This window comes from Streptomyces sp. NBC_01750, assembly GCF_035918095.1.
GTDB lineage: Bacteria > Actinomycetota > Actinomycetes > Streptomycetales > Streptomycetaceae > Streptomyces.
Genome location: NZ_CP109137.1, coordinates 2,284,970 through 2,306,879 on the forward strand (window position 1 = coordinate 2,284,970; position 21,910 = coordinate 2,306,879).

The following is a 21,910-nucleotide window of genomic DNA, read 5'->3' on the forward strand; positions in this document are numbered from 1 at the left end:
GTCAGACTTCGACGCCTGCCTTCTGGGCCGCCTCGGCCGCTTCCCGCTCGGCCTTCTTCCTGGAGGCGATCAGGCTGGTGATGGTGGTGATGACCAGCACGCCGCAGATGACCGCGAGCGAGAACGGAATCGAGATCTCCGGGACCTGCACGCCGCTCTCATGCAGGGCGTGCAGGACCAGCTTGACTCCGATGAAGCCGAGGATGACCGACAGGCCGTAGCTGAGGTGGACCAGCTTCGTGAGCAGTCCGCCGATGAGGAAGTACAGCTGCCGCAGCCCCATGAGGGCGAAGGCGTTGGCGGTGAAGACGATGTACGGGTCCTGGGTCAGGCCGAAGATCGCGGGGATGGAGTCCAGCGCGAAGAGCACATCGGTGGTGCCGATGGCGAGCATGACGATCATCAGCGGGGTCAGGACGCGCTTGCCGTTCGCCCGGATGAAGAGCTTGGTGCCGTGGTACCTGTCGGCGACACCGAAGCGCTTCTCGATGGACTTGAGGAGCCGGTTCTCCTCGAACTCGTCCTCCTCGTCGTCGGAGCGCGCCTCCTGGATGAGCTTCCAGGCGGTGTAGATCAGGAACGCGCCGAAGATGAAGAAGACCCAGGAGAAGCTGGCGATGATCGCGGCGCCGGCGGCGATGAATATCGCGCGCAGGACGAGAGCGATCAGCACGCCTACCAGCAGCACCCGCTGCTGGAGGTGGGACGGTACCGAGAACTTCGCCATGATCAGGACGAAGACGAAGAGATTGTCGACGCTGAGCGACTTCTCGGTGATGAAGCCCGCGAAGAACTCGCCCGACGCCTGGCTGTTGCCGAATATCAGCAGACCGAGCCCGAAGAGTGCGGCGAGGACGATCCAGACGACGGTCCAGATTCCGGCTTCCTTGACAGACACGTCATGGGGCTTGCGCCCGATGAAGAAGTCGATGGCGATCAGAGCGCTCAGACCAAGAATGGTGAGCGCCCAAAGGGTCCATGAAACGTCCACTGCGCCTCCGGCGTCGTACGGCTACTGATCAGCGTCGTCGCTGCCGGAGGTCTCCTCCACCCGAGCGGCCGCTGCCGCAGAACGGGCCGACGCCCCGGGACCGATGCCGGTCCGTACTGACGGGAACGCCGCGAGTCGGGAGTACTCCCCTCCGCGCAAAGAAGAGTACAGGAAAGACCAAAGGGAGGTAAAGGTTTCAGTAAAGCGGATGCCAAGTTCGCAGGTCAGCGGCGCCAGGAGCGACGGGCTTCGGTCACCTGATCCAGTACCTGCCGCAGCACCCCGCTGCCCGGTGGCACCAGCAACGGCTCGTACGTCCAGGCATGCCCGACCCAGGGGTCGGCCAGATGGTCGTCGGGGACCGGAGTGATGCGCAGCAGCGAGCGCCAGAGGGGGTCGAGCACCGGGCCGTACGCGCTCGCGTCCTCGCGGTCCGCGACCATCAGCAGATGGACGCCGACCGCCGGACCCTCGTCGGCGAGATAGCGCAGCTGGGTGACCGCGCGGTCGTCGAAGCCGTGCGGGAAGTCATTGACGATCAGCAGCTGTTCCGCGGTGTCCAGATCGGGCGGGAGCGAGTCTGCCGCGCCGCCGCGCACCGCCATCGTCACCAGGTCCACGCGCTGGGTGAGCTTGGCGAGTACGGCGCTCACGCCCTGGGCACCGGCCGCCGGCGGCCCGGCGAGGGCCCCGGAGCCGACCAGCGGAGCGAGTGAGGCAGCCGCCGTGCCCGCCGGGTCGATGACATGGACCGTGAACTCGCCCGGGGGATAGACCGCGAGCAGTCGGGCGGCGTGCGCCACCGCAGAGTCCAGGGCGAGCTTGCGCAGCTGCGCCTCGTCCAGCTCCATCGCGGCCTCCGAGCCCGAGCGACCGCTGTCCACCCACAGCCCGCGCTCCAGCGGCAGCCGCACCAGGAGCGGGATGCGCAGATCCGGGCTCTCGGGCAGATGGAGATCGCCGACGCGCAGCGCCATCGGGATCTCCATGGGGACGCGGTACGCGTGCCAGGCGGGGTTGTCCCAGCGGGCGAAGGCGGGCGGCAGGGCCGGCTCGACGACGTCGGACTCGGCGGCGAGCTGGGCCAGGTCCCGGTCGAGGACCTGGCGGGCCTGGTCGGTCAGCTGCTCGTACTTGGTGCGGGCCGCCTCGCGGGCGGCGTCCCCGGCGCCGCCGATACGGCTGCGCGGGTCGGACAGGGCCGTGTCGAGCTCCTTGTCCATCCGGGACTCGGCGAAGTCGACGGCGCTGCGGTACGCGGCCGCGCTGCGGGCCAGATCCTCGAACATGCCCCAGATCTGGTTGTAGAGCCGTTCCTCCATGGACCAGCCGGTGGCGTCGCCCGCGACGGGCTGAGCCGGCCGACCCGGCTGGGCGGGCGGTGCGGTCGGGGGCGGCGGCGGGGGTGCGGCGGACTGGCGGCGCGGGTGCGCGTAGTCGATGGGCCCGCCGGGACCCGGCGCAAGATCGGGCGTGGGCGTCTGCTGCGGACTCACGGGTCCGCCCGGTGCGCCGAGCTGGCGACCGGGGCCGGGACCGGGGGGACCGTCGGGAAGTGTGGCGTCCGGTCCGGCCGCGGGGCCGGGGTCCGGCCGCGGCATGGCCGGCGTGGACGGCGTGGTGAACACACCGTCCGCGCCACGCGTACGCAGCTGCGCCGGTTCGGCCCGGGGTGCGCGCGGCGCCGCCGTCTGCTGGATACCTGCGGCCGTCTCGCGGGCCTTCGGCAGCCCCTGGTCGGCCAGCAGCTCCGCGAGCCCGCCCGCGTATCCCTGGCCGACGGCGCGCACCTTCCAGGCGCCCTGGCGGCGGTACAGCTCGACCGCGACGAGCGCGTTCTCGGCGTCGAGGCCGGTGATGGTGAAGCTGGCCAGCTCGGTGCCGTCCCGGCCGACGACCGCCACGAAGGGAGCCGCGGTGGCGCCGAAGAGAGCCGGGCCACCACCGGTTTCGGGTAGCGCGAGCAGCACGTTCACCTGGTGCACCGCAACAGGCACTGCCTCCAGGTCGATGGTGAACCGGGGTGCTTCGGTGGCCTGCGGGGACACCTCGACCCCGGGCAGCGTCGGCGCTCCGGGGTGCGCGATCCACTCGTCCCGTACCGTCCCCCGCTCGTCGGCGCAGGTGGTGCAGGCCACGACCGGATGGCCGGCGGACACCCGTATCTCCAGGCAGGTGTCGGGCAAGGGGTGGTTCTGCCCCCGGACCAGCTCGGCCGTCATCGCCTCTGTCCCCTCAATGCTGTGCGGTGTTCGGTGGTGGTAATGGGTGCAGCTCCCGGCGGCCTGGTGCCTCCGGGAGCTGCGTCTTGCGTACGAGCCGTCCCTACAGGTGCGGCAGGATCGCAGGCATCAGGTCCTGGAAGGTACGGCCGTTGGCAGGGGTGCCGAGAGCCGTCATCTGCCAGCCACCGCCCACCCGGTGCACCTTCGCCATGATCTGCGCGGTGTACTGGCCGCCGCCGGCCAGCGTGTAGCGGGCGAGCTCCTGGCCGTTGGTCTCGTCGACGATGCGACAGAAGGCGTTCTGCACTTCCTGGAACGTCTGGCCGGTGAAGGAGTTCACCGTGAAGACGATCTGGTCGATGTGGACCGGCACCCGCTGCAGGTCGACGAGGATCGCCTCGTCGTCGCCGCCCGAGCCCGCTCCGCCGACCAGGTTGTCGCCGGTGTGCTTGACCGAGCCGTCGTCGCTGACGAGGTGGCGGAAGAAGACCACGTCCACCGGCTGCTTGTCGGCGAACAGCACCGCCGAGGCGTCCAGGTCGATCTCCCGGGTGCGCGAGCCGAACAGACCGCGGCGCGGAGCTGCCTGCCAGCCGAGCCCCATCCGCACCGCAGTGAGGGTGCCCCCGTCGCTCTTCTGCAGGCTGATGGCCTGACCCTTGGTCATGTTGACCGTCACGCGCTGTCCCCTTCTCCCGAATTGCAGCCGCCCCCATGTGCGGTTGCCCTGCACCCTACGCAGTGGCGCCGGACGCACAGCACAGTTGGCTCGATTTTGTGTCGGTCTTGAAACACACACGTGTGCGGGGCTCAGGCGAGTCCCGCCTCCTTCATCTGCCGCAGTTCCTTCTTCAACTCGCCCACCTCGTCGCGCAACCGCGCAGCGACCTCGAACTGCAGGTCCGCTGCCGCGGCCCGCATCCGGTCGGTCATCTCCTCGATGATCCCGGCCAGTTCGGCCGCGGGACGGTCGGTGAGCACCTCGCCCTTCTTGCCGGCCTTGCTCGCCTTGCCGCTGAGCGCCGGGACCGGGGCCTTTGCTCCCTTGCCGGGCTTGTCGGCCTTCCCCTGCCGGTAGCCGGAGCCGAGCAGCTCCTCGGTGTCGACCTCCTCGCGCGCGATGGTCGCGACGATGTCGTTGATCTTCTTCCGGAGCGGCTGCGGGTCGATACCGCGCTCGGTGTTGTACGCGATCTGCTTCTCCCGGCGGCGGTTGGTCTCCTCGATGGCCTTCTCCATCGCCGCGGTGATCTTGTCCGCGTACATATGGACCTGTCCGGAGACATTGCGCGCCGCGCGGCCGATGGTCTGGATCAGCGAGGTCCCGGAGCGCAGGAAGCCCTCCTTGTCGGCGTCGAGGATCGCCACCAGCGACACCTCGGGCAGGTCGAGGCCCTCACGCAGGAGGTTGATGCCGACCAGAACGTCGTACTCACCGGCTCGCAGTTCGCGCAGCAGCTCGACCCGGCGCAGGGTGTCGACATCGCTGTGCAGATAACGGACCTGGATGCCCAGTTCGAGGAAATAGTCGGTGAGGTCCTCCGCCATCTTCTTGGTGAGCGTGGTGACCAGGACACGCTCGTCCTTCTCGGTGCGCTCGCGGATCTCGTGCACCAGGTCGTCGATCTGGCCCTCGGTGGGCTTGACGACGACCTCCGGGTCGACGAGCCCGGTGGGACGGATGATCTGCTCCACGAAGCCGTCGCCGCGCGAGAGCTCGTACTTGCCGGGAGTGGCGGAGAGGTAGACGGTCTGACCTACCCGCTGCTGGAACTCCTCCCACTTCAGCGGCCGGTTGTCGAGCGCGGACGGCAGCCGGAAGCCGTGGTCGACGAGGGTCCGCTTGCGGGAGGCGTCACCCTCGTACATCGCGCCGATCTGCGGCACGGTCACATGCGACTCGTCGATGACGAGCAGGAAGTCCTCGGGGAAGTAGTCGAGGAGGGTGTTGGGCGCGGTGCCGGGCTCGCGGTCGTCGAAGTGCATGGAGTAGTTCTCGACGCCGGAGCAGGAGCCGATCTGACGCAGCATCTCGATGTCGTACGTGGTGCGCATGCGCAGCCGCTGGGACTCCAGCAGCTTGCCCTGCTTGTCCAGCTCGGCCAGGCGCTCCTCGAGCTCCTTCTCGATGCCGTTGACCGCCTTCTCCATGCGCTCGGGGCCCGCGACATAGTGGCTGGCCGGGAAGACGTACAGCGACTGGTCCTCGCTGATGATCTCGCCGGTGAGCGGGTGGAGGGTGGAGAGGGCCTCGATCTCGTCACCGAACATCTCGATGCGGACGGCGAGCTCCTCGTAGACCGGGAAGATCTCGATGGTGTCGCCGCGGACCCGGAAGGTGCCGCGTGCGAACGCCACGTCGTTGCGTGTGTACTGAATGCCGACGAATCGGCGCAGCAGCTCGTCGCGGTCGATCTCCTCGCCGACCTTGAGCGGCACCATCCGGTCGACATACTCCTGGGGGGTGCCGAGGCCGTAGATGCAGGAGACGGAGGCGACCACGACCACATCGCGCCGGGTGAGCAGGGAGTTCGTCGCGGAGTGGCGCAGCCGCTCGACCTCCTCGTTGATCGAGGAGTCCTTCTCGATATAGGTGTCCGACTGCGGGACGTACGCCTCGGGCTGGTAGTAGTCGTAGTACGAGACGAAGTACTCGACGGCGTTGTTCGGCAGGAGCTCGCGGAACTCGTTCGCCAGCTGGGCGGCCAGGGTCTTGTTCGGCGCCATCACCAGCGTCGGGCGCTGAAGCTTCTCGATCATCCAGGCGGTCGTCGCCGACTTTCCGGTGCCGGTCGCGCCGAGCAGGACGACATCCTTCTCGCCTGCGCGGATACGCCGCTCCAGGTCGGTGATGGCCGTCGGCTGGTCGCCGCTGGGCTGGTAGGAGCTGATGACCTCGAAAGGCGCCACCGTACGTTCGATCTTGGAAACGGGCCGCATGGATCCACCGTACGACTCACCACTGACAACCGGCCGAGAATCCGCGGTGGCTCACGTCACCCGTTCACCAGTCGGTGGCGGGGGGTGCTTCCTGGCGCTGGGCCGCGCGGCGCGGGGACCGGTCGGCAGCCCAGGCGGGCTGCCCGTGCGACGGCTTCCGCTGGGCGGGCACGCCGGGGCGCGCGGCCTGCCCCGCCTCGGGGAGCCGCCAGTGCGGCTCGCCCATCACCAGCAGCGGGTCGAACATCACCACCACTCCGGCGAGCAGCAGGAAGACCACCGGGCCGGTCAGCATGGGCGCCAGCAGGGCGGCGGGCGAGCTGCCCCGGCCGGCGGAGTCGGCCGCCCCGTGCAGATGGACGCTGACCGCCGCCATCCCCGTGTAGTGCATACCGCTGACCGCGACGCCCATGACCAGGCTGGCGCCCAGGCTCGCCATGAAGCCGTGGATCGATACGGCTGCCCAGAGGGCGGAGGTGGCGGCCACGACCGCGATCACCACGGAGAGGGCGACGGTCGGGGTGTCGTACTCGAGGCGTCCCTGGAGCCGCATGCCGGCCATACCGAGGTAGTGCATGCTGGCCACTCCGAGGCCGGTGATCGTGCCACCGGTGACCAGAGCCATCGGGCTCGCGCCGCGGTAGCCGACGATGAAGATCCCGATGCCGACCATGACGATCGCGACGGCGAGACTGGCGAAGGTGGTCGGCCTGTCGTAGCCGATCGGCGCCCCCGCGACGGTGAAACCCATCATCGCGACGAAGTGCATGGTCCAGATGCCCGAGCCGATGGCGGTCGCGCCGAGTGCGAGCCAACCCGGCTTGAAGGAGCGTCGGTTCTGGACGGACCTGATGGTGCAGCGAAGGCCCAGGGCCCCGCCGAGGCACGCCATGACGTACGCCGCCACGGGTGTGACGAGGCCGTAACTGAATCCATCCACAGTGCCCTGCATGCCCGTATGCCCTCCGCTCCTTGTGTGATCCCGGCGATCCCTGACGCAACGTCTGGTCCGGGGGCGAGAGTCTGGCTGGCGCCAGCGTAAGCAAACATCTGAGCGGAGACTTATCGGCACGGGAAATTGTCACGTGAAGCGTTCTGGGCGGTCACGTTCACATTGTGTCCACACTTCGCCTGTCCGTCGTCGGCCGACTGCTGCCACCCCCCGACCGTCCCTTGATCCGACGCGAGCGTGGAGGTGGGCCGAGCCCGGCCGAACCTGCGTTGTCAGTGCCTGGTCGTACGGTGGTCCGCATGAAGAGCTTCGAGTGGACCGTCGTTCGCACGGACATCGGGCCGCTGCTGCTCGCCGCGACCGACGAGGGTCTGGTGAGCGTGGTTTTCCATGCCGACGCGGCCGTGCGGGACAAGGCGCTCGGGCGGCTGGCCGGGCGGCTGGGCGCCGAGCCGGTCGAGGACGCGACAGGACTGCTGGCCGAGCCGATACGTCAGCTGGCGGCGTATTTCGCGGGCGGGCTGCGCGAGTTCGGCCTAGCGCTGGACTGGACGCTGTCCGGCGGGTTCAACCGTCAGGTACTGCTGGAGCTGGCGGACGGCGTGCCGTACGGGACGGTCGTCGGGTACGGCGATCTGGCCGCGCGCGTGGGGCAGCCGGGTGCCGCGCAGGCCGTGGGCGCGGCGATGGGGTCCAATCCACTGCCGGTGGTGGTCCCCTGCCACCGGGTGGTGGAGACGGACGGCGGGCTCGGCGGCTTCGGTGGTGGCCTGGAGACCAAGCGGAAGCTGCTGGCGCTGGAGGGGGTGCTGCCCGAGCCGCTGTTCTGAACGCCGTGCCCGATTGCGGCTCCACCCTCCGCTCCGACACCGCTCACCGGCGCCTGGCCAGGCGGACTGCTGCCCCCAGAGTCCCTTGCGCCGGCTGTTCAGGCGGCCGCTCGGACACTCCGGCGGCTCCTGGGACCGCGCACCCCGGACACGGTTTCGCACGCGCGTACGGACTGACACACTGCGTCAGTGACTACCAGCCCAGACGCACCTGGCATATCCGTCGCCCCTGACGCCGCCGACGCTTCCGAGCCCGGAAGGTACGTCGCCCGGCTGCCGATCGGCGAGCCGCTGCCGCTCGGGGACCACTCACTCACCACCTGGGAGACGTTCCCGTTCACGGGGGAGCTGCGGGTCAAGGCGCTCACGGCCCCGGTGCTGCCCGAGCCTCCGCGCAGCGGCGAGGGCGGGCCCGGGGAGTGCCGTGCCTGCGCCTGTGGGGTGGAGGAGTCGCTCTGGGCGGACGACCACTGGCGGCTGGACCCGGTCGGGGACCAGGACCGGCTGCCGGCGGTCGTCATGCTGCGGCCGCGCGGCCACCACGACTTCACCGACCTGCCGACGGAGCGTGCGGCGGAGCTCGGTCCGCTCCTCCAGCGTGCCGAGCGCGCGGTGCTGTCCCTCGGCGGCATCGCACGGGTGCACATCAACCGCTGGGGCGACGGATCCGCCCATCTGCACTTCTGGCTGATCGCCCGGCCCGCCGGGATGACACAGCTGCGCGGATCGCTCCTCCCACTGTGGGAGGAAGTGCTGCCTCCGGTGCCCGACGCGGAGCGGCGCGCCGCCCACATCAGGATCGCGGCCTCCCTCGCGGCCGGCGGTGGAACGGCGTACGCGCGGTGACCTCGATCGACAAGGCCGCGGCTCTCTCCCCCGTTTCGGCTGACGACCTGCCCGCGCTGCGCAGGCGTATCACCGCCGTACTCATCGCCAGCCAGATCCTCGGCGGGCTCGGCGTCGCGACCGGTATCGCGCTGGCCGCCGTACTGGCGCAGCAGGTGAGCGGGACCGAGGCGCTGTCCGGGCTCGCCCCCACCGCCACCGTGGCCGGGACCGCGCTGCTGTCCATGCCGCTGGCCGCGCTGATGACGGCACGCGGACGGCGGCCCGGGCTTGTCCTCGCCTATGTGATCGGGGCGTTGGGCGCGGGGGTGGTCGTACTGGGCGCGGTCATCGAGAACTTTCCGCTGCTGCTTCTGGGCATGGCCGCGTTCGGCGCCGGTTCGTCGGCAAATCTGCAGGCACGTTTCGCGGCCGCCGATCTGGCCGAGCCCGAGCGGCGCGGCCGGGCCATCTCCAATGTCGTCTGGGCGACCACGATCGGTGCGGTGCTCGGCCCCAATATCGCGGCCCCCGCTGGCCGCAGCGTCTCCGGGATCGGCATTCCGGCCGCCGCGGGCCCGTTCGTCTGGGCTGCCGGGGTGTTCCTCGTCTCCGCCGTAATGGTCTTCGTCCTGCTGCGCCCCGATCCGCTGCTGACCGCCCGCGCCCTGTCCCCGGCCGACCGCTCGCGCGAAGGACGCTCGCTGCGGGCCGGGATGCGGGCCGTGCGCGAGTCTCCTATGGCCCGGCTCGCGCTCGTCACCGTCGCCGTATCGCACACCGCGATGGTGTCGATCATGTCGATGACTCCGGTCGCCCTCAGCCACCACGGCGCGGGGATCCAGCTGATCGGCCTGGTGATCAGCGGCCATATCGCGGGGATGTACGCCTTTTCGCCGCTGATGGGCTGGCTGGCCGACCGTATCGGCAGGCTTGCGGTGATCGGGCTGGCCGTGGGACTCCTCTGCGCGGCCGCGTTGCTGGCCGGTACGGCGGGAGCCAGCCACGGGCAGACCGCAGCCGGTCTCTTTCTGCTCGGTCTGGGATGGTCGGCGGGCGTGGTGTCCGGGTCGACGCTGCTCACGGACTCCGTGCCGCAGCCCGCCCGCGCCGCTGTGCAGGGCCTCTCCGATCTGGCCATGAGCACAACGGCGGGCATCGGCGGCGCGGCCGCCGGCCTGATCGTCGCGCGGGCGAGCTACGGCTGGCTGAACCTGGTCGGCGCCTGCCTGCTGCTGCCCCTGGCGGCGCTCGCGGTGCGCAGGGCGCTCAGCCGGCCGGTTCCGGCGGCCGACGGGGGCCGCTGAGGAGGCTTGGGCACCCGCAGCCGAGGCCGGGCCGCTCGCCTGGCGCGAGGCCGAGGCGTCCGGCACCGCCGCCCGTCTGTCGGCGGTGTCGCTCGCGGCGATGCGCGCGCCGCGCCGCTGCGCGACTTCCGCTCGGCGGCCTCGGCGGCCTCGGACGGCTCGGCGGCCTCGGGCGGCTCGGGCGGCTCGGGCCTGTCGCGAGAGTGACCGGGTCAGCCGCGGCCAAGGGAATCGACCGGGTGCGCATCGGCGGCGAGTTGGTCACCTGGCGTACGCCGGAGGCCGCGTACGCCCTCGGTCTCCGCTATGCGGCGTACCCCCCGCATTACCCCGCAGTACGGCTACGCCCAGGCCAGAGGCAGTGCGCCGGCGTCGCCCACAGCGAGGGCGATACGAAGGCGGCGGGCTCGCGCTCGGTGATCCGGGTGGTACGGGCGGACCGGCTGCCGAAACCGCCGAAGTGCGGCTGACGTTTGCGCAACCCGCCGCTGTGTCAGAGATGGTGACATGCCATCACATGAACTCGTGCTGTCCGAGGAAGTGCGGGAAGCGCTCGCCGCGCGCCGCCCCGTCGTCGCCCTGGAGTCGACGATCATCGCGCACGGACTGCCGCGTCCGCGCAATCTGGCCGTCGCCGAGGAGCTGGAGGAGCTCGTACGGCTCGGGGGCGCCGTTCCGGCCACCGTCGCCGTACTGGACGGCCGGGCCCATATCGGACTGAACAAGGTTCAGTTGGAGCGGATCGCACGGGACGACGACGTACGAAAGTTCGGCCATCGGGATCTCGCGCCCGCGCTGGCGGCCGGGGCCAGCGGGGCGACAACCGTCTCGGCGACGGCGTTCCTGGCGGCGCGGGCCGGTATCCGGGTCTTCGCGACCGGCGGGCTCGGCGGTGTACATCGCGAGTGGACCGAGACACAGGACGAGTCGGCGGACCTGCGGCTGCTGGCGCAGACGCGGATCGCGGTGGTGTGCGCGGGCGTCAAGTCGATCCTGGATGTGCCGGCCACGCTGCAGCGGCTGGAGACGCTGGGCGTCGGCATCCTCGGATACGGCACCGACCGCTTCCCCGGCTTCTATCTGACCTCGTCCGGCGAGCCCGTCGACTGGACGGTCCGCACTCCGGAAGAGGTGTCGGAAGTGATCCGGGCGAAAGAGGCTCTCGGCGGCCCCGAGTCGGCGCTGATCGTCGCCAATCCGGTGGCGGAGGGGGAGCAGCTGGATCCGGCGCTGCACGACCGGGTGCTCGGCGAGGCGCTGGACGAATGCCGGGAGCGGGGCATCAGCGGCCAGGCCGTGACCCCGTTCCTTCTCGACCATCTGATGCGGCAGACCGAGGGGGCTTCGGTGGAGGCCAACCTGGCGGCGGTGCGCGGCAATGTGCGGCTGTCGGCGAGGATCGCGGCGGCCCTGTGACCGAGGGGGCAGGGCCCGAGGAGGCCCTGACCGCGGACACGACGGCCGGGGACACGACGGCCGGGGACACGAGAGCCAGGGACACGACGGCCGGGGGCGCTACGACGAAAGGGGCGCTGCTCGTCATCGGGGATGTCGTCACGGATGTGGTGGCCCGCCACCGCTCCCCGCTCGCCCGGGGGACGGACACGGCGGCCCGGATCCGTGTCCTGCCGGGCGGTGCGGGCGCCAACGCGGCTTGCTGGGCGGCGCGTTGGGGCTGCACGGACGTCCGGCTGCTGGGGCGGGTCGGCGACGGCGAAGCGGGCTGGCACGAGAAGCGGCTGCGGGACGCGGGCGTCCGTCCTCTCCTCGTCCCGGACCAGGAGGCCCCGACCGCCACCGTCATCGCCCTCGTCGACGGCACCGCCGAGCGGACGTTCCTCACCGACAGCGGCGCGGTACTGCGGATATCCCCCACCGACTGGTCGCCGTCGCTGCTGGACGGCGTCGGCCATCTGCATCTCTCCGGCTATCTGCTCTTCGCCGACACCAGTCGCCAACTCGCTCTGCTTGCCCTTGAGTCGGCGCGGGCCCGGGGCGTACCGGTGAGCGTGGACCCCGCCTCGGCGGGTTTCATCGCCGAACTCGGCGTGGACCGCGTGCTGGCAGCGGTCGACGGCGCGGACGTCCTCATCCCGAACGCCGACGAGGCCCGCCTGCTCACCGGCCTCGCCGACCCGGCCGTCGCCGCCGCCGTACTGAGCCGCCGAGTCCCGCTCACCGTCGTCACCCTCGGTGCCGAGGGAGCGCTGGTCGCGGAGTCCGGCAGGGTCACGGCCCGCGTCCCGCCGGTCCCCGCCGAGGCGGTGGACTCCACGGGCGCCGGCGACGCCTTCACCGGCGCCTTCCTCGCCGCCCGGCTGGCAGGGGCTGAGGCCCGCGAGGCCGCCGCGCAGGGCTGCCGTGCCGGCGCGGAGGCGGTGACGGTGATCGGCGGCCGGCCGTAGCGCGTCAGCCGAGTCCGCCCCACGCCGGACGGTTCGCATCGTCGGCCCGTACGAGCACATCGGCGGCCTCTCCCGGGCCCACCTCGTCCTCGTACCGCTCGAACGCGGGCAGTGTCCAGCGCTCGCTCTCCTCCGTACGCCGTCGGAGTGCAGCGGACGACAGCCGCAGATGCACGGAGAGATCGAAGGGGAACCAGTGCCCGAGAAGGAACGGCCCATGCAGCAACAGCACGCCGCCGGGCGGAAGTTCGACATGTGGGCTGCGGGTCGCCCGATCGGTCGCCGGATCCCACAGATCGGGCAGCACCCGCCCGCTGCCACCCGCCTCCAGCGGCCCGAAGACCTCCCGCCACAGAGCCCCGGTGTCGAACCAGCCGCTGTAGTACGTGTCCGGATCCTCGCGCCCGTACTCGTACCGCAGCGAGGCGGGCCGCAGAAACCCGCCCGTCCCGACCACGAGCACGCCCCGCCCGCGCAGCCGCAGCGCCTCGGCGACCCGCTCCGCGAGCGCACCTGCCGGGGAGGCGGGCGCCCCGTCGATGCCGACGCGCAGCCACGGACTGCCGTCCTCGGCCCCGGTCTCCATGACCCGGTCGACGAGGGCCTCGGCCAGCCGATCCCAGGTGATCGCTTCGAGTCGCACGCGTTCATCATCGCCTTGCCGGGTGTCGGCGCGGCACGCAGGAGCCGCCCGCCGGCCCGGCCACCCCCTATTTACCGGATTTACCGGCGCAGGGCGGAGCGTCCGCGTCGTCCGACAGCGGGCTGCCCGCGGGCAGCAGATACGTCACGTACAGCACGACCGGCTCGCTGCCGAGGTTGCGCCCGATGTGCCGGTGGTTCTTGCCGGACGGCTCGATGAAGGCCGTGCCGGCCGGGCTGACCTCGACGGAGCAGTCGTCGAGAGTCCGCGTCAGCGTCCCGGACTTGACGACGGCGAGGAGCTGTCCGGCGTGGGTGTGCCAGCCGGTGTACCCGCCCGGCGCCACGGTGATCGTCCGTACGACCACATCGGTGCGGCCCTTGGCCTTCAGCTTCAGGGTCCCCTGGGACACGCCCTGCGCGAGCACCGTCGCCGAGACGCCGCTGCCGGGGGTGGCGTTCGCGGCGGACGGCACGGTGGCGAGCGCCGCCAGACAGCCGACCAGGACCATCGCAGTGCGGGCACGCCCCTGCCGTCTGTTCCGCGGCAGCAATCCTCTGAACCCCATGGAACCCTCCAACTCCTCCGCGCGGCCCCGGCGTTCCCTCGCGAACACCCGCCCACACCGTCGCCAAAACTGCCCCAAGGTATCCGATGGGCGCCGGATCGGGCGCGTACGCTGACGATCCCGACACCACGATCAGCCCTGTCGGCCGAATCGGCCGTCCCTGCCGTCCCTGCCGTCCCTGCCGTCCCTGCCGAATCTGCCGTCCCTGCCGAATCCGCCGCTTCCTGAGTGGATACCTCCCATGACCTGCTGCTCCACCTGCTCCGTCCCCGTCCACACCCAGTTCGCCTCCCCGGACCTGATCGAGCAGATCGTGTACGGCGGGCTGGACCCGGCCACCGACCCGGCCTGGGAGTCCTCGGGCGCGATGACCCGGGAGGAGTACGGGCGCTGGTGCGGCCATCTGTGCGGTATGACCTGTCTGCGCATGGCGCTCGGTCCGGGATCCCCCTCGCTCTTCGAACTGCGCGACGGAGCGCTGAAGTACGGCGCCTACACCGAGGACTCCGACGGTGTCATCCGCGGCCTGATCTACGCGCCGCTCGCCTCGTACGCGCGGGAAGTACACGCGCTCACCGCCACCGTCCACCGCCGGCTGGCGCCGCAGGAGATCCTCGCGCTCCTCGACGAGGGCCGGACGGTGATGGCTTCGGTGCACTACGAGATCCGCAACCCGGACCGCCCGGCGCCGGGCAGAGGCGGCCATCTGGTGCTGCTCACCGCTCGCACGGAGGACCGCGTGCACTTCCACAATCCGTCCGGGACGACGCCTCGGACGCGAGCGGCCGACCTCCCGCTGGCCGACTTCGCCCGCTTCTTCGCGGGTCGGGGAGTCTCCTTCGGCCCCGCAGCGGCGTCGGGACCGGGACCGGAAAGGCTCCCGGAACAGGAGCCGGAAACAGGGGCAGGAAATGGGGTCCTGGAAAAGGGGCCGGGAAACGGAGCGGGCCCGGGGGCGTAGCCGGCCCCCGAGCCCTGTGATGCCACCCATGTCGCACGCCGGCACACTTGAGAACCCGGGTCAGTCGTTATGTCGCCGCGTCCTGCCTTTGGACCACCGCGTATCGAGCTACGCGGGCCGGACTTGAACCGGCATCTCGACGCACCAGGGCCCGGGCCCGGTCGATCCGGCGATCGGCGGCGAATGCTGAGTCTGGAGCAATAGTCTGAGATTGATCGCGGTCTGCCTCTGCCGAATTGGGCTACCGCGGCCCGCACGTACGGAAAATGCCGCGGGGAGGAATCGAACCTCCACTGGAACCGCTCAGTCACGACAAGCTTCAGTTTCAGCTTGCGCTCCTCGCGCACCCCGTCCGCACACAGGCGGACGGGGAGTCATTGAGACTACCCGAACAGATAGCCGAAAACGGCGTCACCCACCCGCTGGTCGGTGACATCCGCGCCGTTCGCCTCCTCGCGGGCGAACTTCACGGCCTGCTGGAGCTTCTCCACCCGCTCGAGCAGTTCATTCACCCGCCGGGCCGGCAGCGCACCGGAGAACTTCACGGTCGTCCAGTAACCCACCGGAATGTCCTCGTAGTACACCTCGACCTGCGCGGGGTGCTTTTCGGTCGCCTCGGCCTTCACATGGTTGCGCGGGACCTTTTTCGTACGCAGAGTCCGTACCGACTCGGTCTTCCAGGCGTCGGTCGACGGGTCCTGCGTCCACGACTCCGAAGCGTCCAGCACAGGCAGCTTGCGCACAAAGGTGTTGATGTCCGTCAACTGCTTCTCGAGGAAGAGGAGATACGCCACCGGCACCTCGCTCACCAGGACGCGTCCGTCCACCGTCACATCGGCGCGCGCGGCGCAGTTGGCCCAGTCCTTGGTGGCGGTGACGTCGAACAGCCGGGTCAGCGTCTTCGCGGTCTCGCGCAGCACGTCCTCGGCCTTGACCTGGACCCGCGTGGACTCGGGCGGCAGCTGCTCACCCTCCTCGTCCTTGGGCTGGTACGTACGGGAGATGCCGGCCAGCAGCGCAGGCTTCTGCAGCCCGTGATGGGCCGCCGTCAGGTCCTGGTGCGCCTTGGACTTGACGCCTTTCTCCACTGCGATGATCTGATTGAGTTTCGCCACGTCGATCAAGTTAGCAACGCCTGTCACCCACGCTCGAACGATTTTTCAGATCCCTCGGGGAGTAAGACCATGGAGACAGCCGTCATTGCGGTCATAGGCACTCTGCTGGGCTCAGTGGCCACTCACTACTTCCAGCGCCAGACCGCCGAGCGCGCCGCTGCTCTCACCCGTGCCGAACAGCTCCGCCAGGAGCGGATCGCCGCGTACAGCGCCTTCGCGGGCGCGCTCGTCGACTACCGGCGCGGCCAGAACGACCGCTGGCACCGGGCGAAGGAGAGGCCGGACAGCGCGGTGGCCGAGGAGGCGCGTATCGACTCCTACCGGCTGCGTTCCTCCGCCCATCAAGCGCTGATCCGTGTCCAGTTGGTCTGCGACGACGCGGCGGCGCTGGAGCTGGCCGCGTACGCCTTCGAGGTCACGAACTGCATGCATGAGGCACCGGACGAGGCAGACCGCTCGCAGCGTTCGGAGCAGGCCCGCGAGACGCTGTCCGAGTTCATCGGGGCGGCGGCGCCGGGCGTGCGCTGAGAATGCGCAGTGGACGGCCCTCGAGATAGCCGGCGATGTCCTCGACAGCTTCCTGGAAATAGCCCTCGTAATTGCGCCGGGTGACGTAGCCGAGGTGCGGCAGGCCGAGGAAGTTCGGTGCGGACCGCAGCGGATCGTCGGCCGGCAGCGGCTCGGTGTCGAAAACGTCGGAGCCCGCGCCGGCGATCCAGCCGTCGTGCAGCGCCCGCACCAGCGCCGCCTGATCGACGATCGCCGCACGCGAGGTGTTGACCAGATAGGCCGTACGCCGCATTCGCCTGAGCTCGCTCGCGCCGATCAGTCCGCGGGTGCGGTCGCCGAGCTGCAGATGTACGGAGACGAAGTCACCGGCCTCGAGCAACTCCCCCAGCGTGCGGGCTCGTGCGACGCCGATCCCGGCGGCCCGCTCGTCGGTGAGGTTCTCGCTCCACGCCATGACATCCATGCCGAAGGCCTGACCGACGCGGGCCACTTTCGCGCCGATCTTGCCGAGGCCCAGCAGCGCGAGCCGGCGTCCGTGCAGATCGGCGCCGATCGTGCTCTGCCAGGGTCCGTTCTGCCGCAGGGCCGAGCCCTCCTGGACCACATTCCGCGCCAGTCCCAGGATGAGCGCCCAGGTCAGCTCGGCGGGCGGTTCGGAGCTGCTGGCGGTGCCGCAGACGGTGACGCCGTGGCGGGCTGCGGCTTCGAGGTCGATGGAGGCGTTGCGCATACCGGAGGTGATGAGCAGTTCGAGGAGCGGCAGGCGGGCGAAGAGAGATGCGGAGAAGGGGGTGCGTTCGCGCATCGCGACAAGGATCTCGCAGTCGCCGACGGCTTCCGCAACCTCTTGCTCGGACGTGAAGTGGCTTTGCAGCGACCGCACTTCGATGTCCCGAGCGAGGGCCGACCAGTCCGCCATGGACAGCGCGACATCCTGGTAGTCGTCGAGTACGGCACAGTGCAGCGTCATGGCAGCGGAGCGTACCCGGTGAGTACGCTGCGGACATGGACCTGGTGGTGATCGAACCACTGAAGCGCCGGCACTGCGCGGAGTGCCGTCAGGGCCCTCTTCCGCTGCATCTTCTCGAGTTCAACGCGCCGGTCTGTCTTGACTGTGCGGACCTCGCCCATCTGGTGTATCTGCCGCGGGGCTCCACGGCTCTCACCCGGCGGGCCCGCGAGGCGAGTTCGCTGTGCGCGGTGGTGATCCGCTTCAATCGCCGCCGCAGGCGGTACGAACGCCAGGGGCTGCTGGTCGAGGAGGCGGCGCTGGCCAGGGCGGAGTTGTCGTGTCTTGCGGACGCCGACGCGCGGGCCCGCCGCCGCGAGCGGGACGTGGTCCGCCGCGCGGCCGAGGATGTGCGTTTCACCGCGTCGTTCGCCGCGGAGATCCTGCGGCTGTTCCCGGGCTGTCCGCCTGCGCGTGCCCGCGAGGTGGCCGCGCACGCCTCGGTGCGCGGCAGCGGCCGGGTCGGCCGCACCGCGGCGGGCCGTTCCCTGGAGGAGGGAGCGGTGACGGCCGCGGTGCGGGCTTCCGTACGGCATCTCGACACGGAGTACGACACCCTGCTGATGACCGGAGTCGCCCGCCATGAAGCGCGGGCCGGGGTGGCGTCGGTGATCGATGCGGTACTGGCGTCCTGGCGCGCCTAGGGCGGCTGCTGGGTGAAGTGCTCCTGGGCGGAGCGCTTCTAGGCCGCGCCGCCGCGCTCCCTGGCGGGCCGGGTACGGCGGTAGAGGACGATGCCGCCGAGCAGCAGCGCGGCGCTCGCGGGCACGGCGAAGGCGACCTGTCCGGAACCGGTGTGCGCCAGAGCGGCGGAGGGCCCGGGCGTCACTGCGCGGGGCGTCGGCCTGTGCGGCGCTGCTGCCTTCGGCGGCGTGGCGGGCCTCGGCCGCACGGGCGGCTTGCCGGAGGTGTTGGACGAGGAATTGCCGCCGGCGGAATTGCCGATGCCGACGACGTTCACGGAGTTCCCGGTGACATTGACCGGCAGGTCGACCGGGACCTGAACGCCGTTGCCGGAGAGAATTCCGGGTGAATCCTTTTTGCTGCCTCCGGCGCCGGCGCCTGCCGTGTGTGCGCCCGGCCTCAGCTGCGCGCCGTGCGAGGTGTTGGCGCAGTCGTTGCCTGCCGACGGGTTGAGCAGTCCCACGACGTTGACGGTGTTGCCGCACACGTTGACCGGGACGTTCACCGGAAGCTGCACCGTGTTGCCGGCCAGCAGTCCGGGCGAGTGGGCCGCACCGCCGTCCGCGTTCGAGTCTGCGTGCGCGTGCCCCGCCATGGCGAGCGCGCCACCCGTGAGCATCACGGTGACCAGACCCTTTCGGTGAACCTGCCTCATGGGTTCCCTGCCTTCAGGAGAAATTCGCGGGCACTCGCCCGCTCCCGAACCAACGCCGATGAGGCCATTCGAGTTATGGAAAAATACGCCTTTCACTCCATCGAGTGTGCGTCTTATCGAATTTCTTTCCCAGCCGGGATACGACGCCCTACGGCTCATGTGGGTGGTTGCCGGCCGAATCCGGATTGCCGACGCACGGTTTCGTGGCCTGCTTGCCAAAGTCGCAACGCACGCCGCGGCCGCCCCGCGGTCCCCGAAGGAAAGGCCCGATCCCCGTGCCCACTGTGAAGCAGCGCACTCTCCTCGCCGCCGCCGGTGCAACTGTCGCCGTACTGGCGGTGAGTGCGCCCGCCGCCACCGGCGCGCTCGACAGCGAACAGGCGAAGGCGCCCACGGCCGCGTCGGGCTCGTACGCCGCGGCGCGCGGTGCCGCGTACATCGAGACGCGGCTGTTCTTCGGTACCGAGCGGCCGGACGGCGGGCCGGATGTGACCGACGCACAGTTCATGGCCTTCGTCGACCGGAGTGTGACGCCGGGCTTCCCGTCCGGGCTGACGGTCCAGGACGGCCGCGGGCAGTGGCGGGACTCCAACGGCAGTATCGAGAAGGAGCGTTCGTACGAGCTGATCCTGCTGTACCCGGCAGGCGAGGCCCCCACCCGCGGTCCGCTGATCGAGCGGATCAGACAGGCGTACATCGAGGCGTACGCGCAGGATTCCGTGGCCAGGCTGGACGAGCCGACGCTCGCCGACTTCTGACAGCGCCCCGGGCTCGGTCGCGCGTACCGTCGACGGCACGGAAGCGGCCATGGCCCGCCCCGGACAAGCCGCTTGTGCGGCCGGCGCAACGGGCAGTTCTTTCCCATGACGGATCGCCCACTGCTCCTCCTCGACGTCGACGGCCCGCTCAACCCGTACGCGGCGCGTCTGCCGCGCCTGCGGGGCTACGCGACGCACCGCCTGCACCCCTCGTACTGGCTCTCCCACCAGCCCCCGGGCTCCCGCCGCCACCGCCGGGGCCTACGCATCCATCTCAACCCGGCCCACGGGCCGAGGCTGACGGGCCTTCCCTTTGAACTGGCGTGGGCCACCACCTGGATGCACGAGGCCAACACCATGATCGCCCCGGGCATCGGCCTGCCCACCGACCTCCCGGTGATCGAGTGGCCGGAACTCTTCGCGAAGGACCCGGACGGGCTGTACTGGAAGACCCGGCCGCTGCTGGAGTGGGCGGCGGGCCGCCCGTTCGCCTGGGTGGACGACATGATCTCGGACCTGGACACGGCACACGTCGCGGCCCAACACGACGCTCCCGCACTGCTGTTGCGGATCCATCCGAGGCGGGGGCTGCAGGAGGAGGACTTCGCCACGCTGGTCAGGTGGGCGGAGGGCCTGTGACCCGGGCCCCAGCGACGCTGGGGCCCGGGGCGATCGAGCACCAAACGGTCTTCGAGACCGGACCACTGTGGTCGGTGCCCCAGTCGGCCGGGAGCGGACCGTGAAGTGTCAGCGCCCTTCGCTCAGTTCGAGCAGGTGGCCGTCGGGATCGCGGAAGAAGCAGCGAACCTCCGCATCGTGCTCCACGGGCGGGGTCAAGAATTGCGCGCCCCGGGCGCGCAGCGTGGCATGGGCCGCGCGGCAGTCGACCACGCGGAAGGTCATCTCATGGCTCACCCGGTCGGCGTCCGCGGGCGGGGTGAATGTCACGGTGGGCTTGTCTTCTGTGGGCCCGCCGCCAGTGACCAGCAGCAACCAGGTCCCGCAGAGGCGCAGGACGGCGCTGGTTCCACCGTACTCGCGGACGAGATCGGCGCCCACGACGTCGCGGTAGAAGTCGCGGGACCGGGAGAGGTCGCCGACCACCAGCAGATGGGTCAACTCCGCTCCGCCGGGGAAGTCGGTCGTCATCTCCGGGCCCTTCGGTCGAACATCGGTCACTACTCGGTGCGTTGTGTCACGGGGGCACTCGTACAGTCGCCCAGGAACTCGTACCAGCGGCGCTGCAGGCAGGGGTAGAGAGTGTCCGCCTCGACGAGGTCGAGGAAGGAGTGGACTGTCGCTGTCAGCCGCTCCTGAAGTACGTCGTCGACCAGTTCTCCGTCTTCAGCGAAGGCCTGATGGGCCTGCGCGAGACTGAACATGTCGGGGTAGACGCGGGCGCCGAGGTGTTCCAGCGGAACGCGCAGCGACCACAGACCTCGGTTGCCGCCCAGCATGGACGGGGAAGCTGAGACGAGCAGCGCCTGTTTGTCCTTGAACGGCTGAGGCCGGAACCGTGACACCCCCAGTCGATGGCGTTCTTCACCACGCCCGGTACCGAGGCGTTGTACTCGGGGGAGGCGATGATGACCGCATGGACCTCCTGGATGCGGTCGCGCAGTGCGGAGGCGCCCCTCGGGCAGCCCCTGGGCCGCCTCGACATCTCCGTCGTATGAGGGCGTGTCGAAGTCACGGAGGTGGGCGAGTTCGGCCGTGGCGCCGTTGCGGTGCACAAGCGTGGCGACCAGCGCCGCCAGCCGGGAGTTCATTGAGCCGGTCCGAAAGGAGCCGCACAGCACGAGTACGCGAAGCGCCTCGCGGTGAGCATGGACGGACATGACGCGGTCACCTTCCGGCGCGTGGGGCGAATCCGTCATGATCGTGACTTTCCGGTTGCGGCCTCACGGTCTCCTTCAGGACTCGGGGCGCGCACCCTTCGGGGCCCCCAGCCAGAGCGAACTCGCACCAAACGCGCTTTCCCTCCGCGAGACGATCCTGACCCCACTGGCCGGAGAGCGCATCCACGAGCAGGAGCCCACGGCCGTGCTCGTCGTCTCCCCCGAGCCGTCCCTGGCGGGCGGGCTCGGGGAAGCATCGGCGATCTCCATCCGGAGGACGGCGCGGGGGCTGTCATCCGTTGCCGCCGCGAAGAAGAGCGCGAGGCCGACCCGGCCGTCGCCGTGGGCCACGGCGTTGGTGACCAGTTCACTCGCGAGTAGCCGTAGGCTCTCCACCAGCCCATGGGGATGCACCAATCGGCCAGGACGTCCTCGACGAGCCGACGGGCGGAGCGCGGCACCGTGGGCGCCGGTGGGAGCTGGAAGAGAGCCTTGCGCTGATCCGCCGTCCGGGTGCACACACGCGTCGCGCTCATGGTCATGCCGATCAGAGATCGCAGGACATAACGGTTGATATATTTACTAAATTCTGATCGAGATTAGCGCCGCGTTGATTGACACATCAACTCGTGTTGGCCGGATCGACCGTGCACTGATGCCCTTGCGGCGCTGTGGCCGAGGTGACTCGGCCGCA

Annotated in this window: 25 protein-coding genes and 1 pseudogene; 12 read left to right on the forward strand and 14 right to left on the reverse strand. The window is 70.2% G+C overall.

Annotation, left to right across the window (positions count from 1 at the left end; genetic code table 11):
* Nucleotide 1 precedes the first annotated feature (1 nt).
* The 5 genes from OG966_RS10370 to OG966_RS10390 all read right to left on the reverse strand — a co-directional run bounded on the left by OG966_RS10370 (nt 2) and on the right by OG966_RS10390 (nt 7,108).
* On the reverse strand, nt 2–991 hold the full coding sequence (locus OG966_RS10370) for a TerC/Alx family metal homeostasis membrane protein (RefSeq protein ID WP_326649198.1): 990 nt from the start codon (nt 989–991) through the stop codon (nt 2–4).
* A gap of 224 nt (nt 992–1,215) precedes the next feature.
* The gene (locus OG966_RS10375) at nt 1,216–3,213 is read right to left on the reverse strand and encodes a TerD family protein (RefSeq protein WP_326649199.1); all 1,998 of its coding nucleotides are present in this window, start codon (nt 3,211–3,213) and stop codon (nt 1,216–1,218) included.
* Between the two features lie 103 nt (nt 3,214–3,316).
* Complete coding sequence (locus OG966_RS10380) at nt 3,317–3,895, reverse strand: TerD family protein (protein ID WP_326649200.1); 579 nt, start codon at nt 3,893–3,895, stop codon at nt 3,317–3,319.
* Between the two features lie 131 nt (nt 3,896–4,026).
* Nucleotides 4,027–6,156, reverse strand: coding sequence for an excinuclease ABC subunit UvrB (uvrB, locus tag OG966_RS10385; RefSeq protein ID WP_326649201.1), 2,130 nt, complete (start codon nt 6,154–6,156; stop codon nt 4,027–4,029).
* A gap of 64 nt (nt 6,157–6,220) precedes the next feature.
* Nucleotides 6,221–7,108 (reverse strand): MHYT domain-containing protein, encoded by an 888-nt coding sequence (locus tag OG966_RS10390; RefSeq protein ID WP_326649202.1) that lies wholly within the window; start codon nt 7,106–7,108, stop codon nt 6,221–6,223.
* A 299-nt stretch (nt 7,109–7,407) separates the two neighbouring features.
* Here OG966_RS10390 and OG966_RS10395 point away from each other — a divergent pair, with 299 nt between their 5' ends.
* From OG966_RS10395 to OG966_RS10420, 6 genes are all read left to right on the forward strand, one after another.
* Nucleotides 7,408–7,938, forward strand: a complete 531-nt coding sequence (locus OG966_RS10395) for a methylated-DNA--[protein]-cysteine S-methyltransferase (protein ID WP_326649203.1) — start codon at nt 7,408–7,410, stop codon at nt 7,936–7,938.
* Nucleotides 7,939–8,127: 189 nt separating this feature from the next.
* Complete coding sequence (locus tag OG966_RS10400) at nt 8,128–8,784, forward strand: hypothetical protein (protein WP_326649204.1); 657 nt, start codon at nt 8,128–8,130, stop codon at nt 8,782–8,784.
* Nucleotides 8,781–10,070 (forward strand): MFS transporter, encoded by a 1,290-nt coding sequence (locus OG966_RS10405; RefSeq protein WP_326649205.1) that lies wholly within the window; start codon nt 8,781–8,783, stop codon nt 10,068–10,070. Before OG966_RS10400 ends, OG966_RS10405 begins: the two co-directional genes overlap by 4 nt.
* Before the next feature lie 203 nt (nt 10,071–10,273).
* Nucleotides 10,274–10,540 carry a hypothetical protein gene (locus OG966_RS10410; RefSeq protein WP_326649206.1) on the forward strand — a complete coding sequence of 89 codons (267 nt, stop codon included), beginning with the start codon at nt 10,274–10,276 and terminating at the stop codon, nt 10,538–10,540.
* Nucleotides 10,541–10,577: 37 nt separating this feature from the next.
* Nucleotides 10,578–11,486, forward strand: coding sequence for a pseudouridine-5'-phosphate glycosidase (locus tag OG966_RS10415; RefSeq protein WP_326649207.1), 909 nt, complete (start codon nt 10,578–10,580; stop codon nt 11,484–11,486).
* 116 nt (nt 11,487–11,602) lie between these two features.
* Nucleotides 11,603–12,475 carry a carbohydrate kinase family protein gene (locus OG966_RS10420; protein WP_326655149.1) on the forward strand — a complete coding sequence of 291 codons (873 nt, stop codon included), beginning with the start codon at nt 11,603–11,605 and terminating at the stop codon, nt 12,473–12,475.
* 4 nt (nt 12,476–12,479) lie between these two features.
* Here OG966_RS10420 and OG966_RS10425 read toward each other — a convergent pair whose 3' ends face one another.
* Nucleotides 12,480–13,118: a uridine kinase gene (locus OG966_RS10425; protein WP_326649209.1), complete on the reverse strand. Its 639-nt coding sequence runs from the start codon at nt 13,116–13,118 to the stop codon at nt 12,480–12,482.
* A 67-nt stretch (nt 13,119–13,185) separates the two neighbouring features.
* On the reverse strand, nt 13,186–13,686 hold the full coding sequence (locus OG966_RS10430; protein WP_326649210.1) for a cupin domain-containing protein: 501 nt from the start codon (nt 13,684–13,686) through the stop codon (nt 13,186–13,188).
* 241 nt (nt 13,687–13,927) lie between these two features.
* Between OG966_RS10430 and OG966_RS10435 the strand changes: the two genes are divergently transcribed.
* Nucleotides 13,928–14,647, forward strand: coding sequence for a peptidase (locus OG966_RS10435; RefSeq protein ID WP_326649211.1), 720 nt, complete (start codon nt 13,928–13,930; stop codon nt 14,645–14,647).
* A 383-nt stretch (nt 14,648–15,030) separates the two neighbouring features.
* Here the strand turns inward: OG966_RS10435 and OG966_RS10440 are convergent, their stop codons facing one another.
* Nucleotides 15,031–15,762 carry a DUF7873 family protein gene (locus OG966_RS10440; protein WP_326649212.1) on the reverse strand — a complete coding sequence of 244 codons (732 nt, stop codon included), beginning with the start codon at nt 15,760–15,762 and terminating at the stop codon, nt 15,031–15,033.
* Nucleotides 15,763–15,831: 69 nt separating this feature from the next.
* On the opposite strand from OG966_RS10440, the gene OG966_RS10445 reads away from it, so the two are divergent.
* On the forward strand, nt 15,832–16,290 hold the full coding sequence (locus tag OG966_RS10445; protein WP_326649213.1) for a hypothetical protein: 459 nt from the start codon (nt 15,832–15,834) through the stop codon (nt 16,288–16,290).
* Here OG966_RS10445 and OG966_RS10450 read toward each other — a convergent pair.
* A complete protein-coding gene (locus tag OG966_RS10450; protein WP_326649214.1) occupies nt 16,259–17,242 on the reverse strand; it encodes a D-2-hydroxyacid dehydrogenase family protein in 984 nt (327 codons plus the stop codon). The two genes, OG966_RS10445 and OG966_RS10450, sit on opposite strands and share 32 nt — an antisense overlap.
* A gap of 35 nt (nt 17,243–17,277) precedes the next feature.
* On the opposite strand from OG966_RS10450, the gene OG966_RS10455 reads away from it, so the two are divergent.
* Entirely contained in the window at nt 17,278–17,925 is a 648-nt protein-coding gene (locus OG966_RS10455) for a DUF2293 domain-containing protein (protein ID WP_326649216.1), read from the forward strand.
* Nucleotides 17,926–17,963: 38 nt separating this feature from the next.
* On the opposite strand, the gene OG966_RS10460 is transcribed toward OG966_RS10455, so the two are convergent.
* The gene (locus OG966_RS10460) at nt 17,964–18,620 is read right to left on the reverse strand and encodes a chaplin (protein ID WP_326649217.1); all 657 of its coding nucleotides are present in this window, start codon (nt 18,618–18,620) and stop codon (nt 17,964–17,966) included.
* Nucleotides 18,621–18,889: 269 nt separating this feature from the next.
* Here OG966_RS10460 and OG966_RS10465 point away from each other — a divergent pair, with 269 nt between their 5' ends.
* Both OG966_RS10465 and OG966_RS10470 read left to right on the forward strand, forming a co-directional pair.
* Nucleotides 18,890–19,378: a DUF3574 domain-containing protein gene (locus OG966_RS10465; protein WP_406733907.1), complete on the forward strand. Its 489-nt coding sequence runs from the start codon at nt 18,890–18,892 to the stop codon at nt 19,376–19,378.
* Between the two features lie 105 nt (nt 19,379–19,483).
* A complete protein-coding gene (locus OG966_RS10470) occupies nt 19,484–20,017 on the forward strand; it encodes a hypothetical protein (protein ID WP_326649219.1) in 534 nt (177 codons plus the stop codon).
* A 108-nt stretch (nt 20,018–20,125) separates the two neighbouring features.
* Here the strand turns inward: OG966_RS10470 and OG966_RS10475 are convergent, their stop codons facing one another.
* Together OG966_RS10475 and OG966_RS40780 are read right to left on the reverse strand one after the other, a co-directional pair.
* On the reverse strand, nt 20,126–20,527 hold the full coding sequence (locus tag OG966_RS10475) for a VOC family protein (protein ID WP_326649220.1): 402 nt from the start codon (nt 20,525–20,527) through the stop codon (nt 20,126–20,128).
* A gap of 154 nt (nt 20,528–20,681) precedes the next feature.
* Nucleotides 20,682–20,966 carry an NADPH-dependent FMN reductase gene (locus tag OG966_RS40780; protein WP_442806804.1) on the reverse strand — a complete coding sequence of 95 codons (285 nt, stop codon included), beginning with the start codon at nt 20,964–20,966 and terminating at the stop codon, nt 20,682–20,684.
* On the opposite strand from OG966_RS40780, the gene OG966_RS10485 reads away from it, so the two are divergent.
* Nucleotides 20,911–21,054 (forward strand): hypothetical protein, encoded by a 144-nt coding sequence (locus OG966_RS10485; RefSeq protein ID WP_326655571.1) that lies wholly within the window; start codon nt 20,911–20,913, stop codon nt 21,052–21,054. The two genes, OG966_RS40780 and OG966_RS10485, sit on opposite strands and share 56 nt — an antisense overlap.
* Nucleotides 21,055–21,072: 18 nt before the next feature.
* Here OG966_RS10485 and OG966_RS10490 read toward each other — a convergent pair.
* A pseudogene (locus tag OG966_RS10490) lies at nt 21,073–21,255 on the reverse strand (hypothetical protein); the annotation flags it as partial.
* Between the two features lie 36 nt (nt 21,256–21,291).
* On the reverse strand, nt 21,292–21,612 hold the full coding sequence (locus tag OG966_RS10495; RefSeq protein WP_326649221.1) for a hypothetical protein: 321 nt from the start codon (nt 21,610–21,612) through the stop codon (nt 21,292–21,294).
* Nucleotides 21,613–21,910 lie beyond the last annotated feature (298 nt).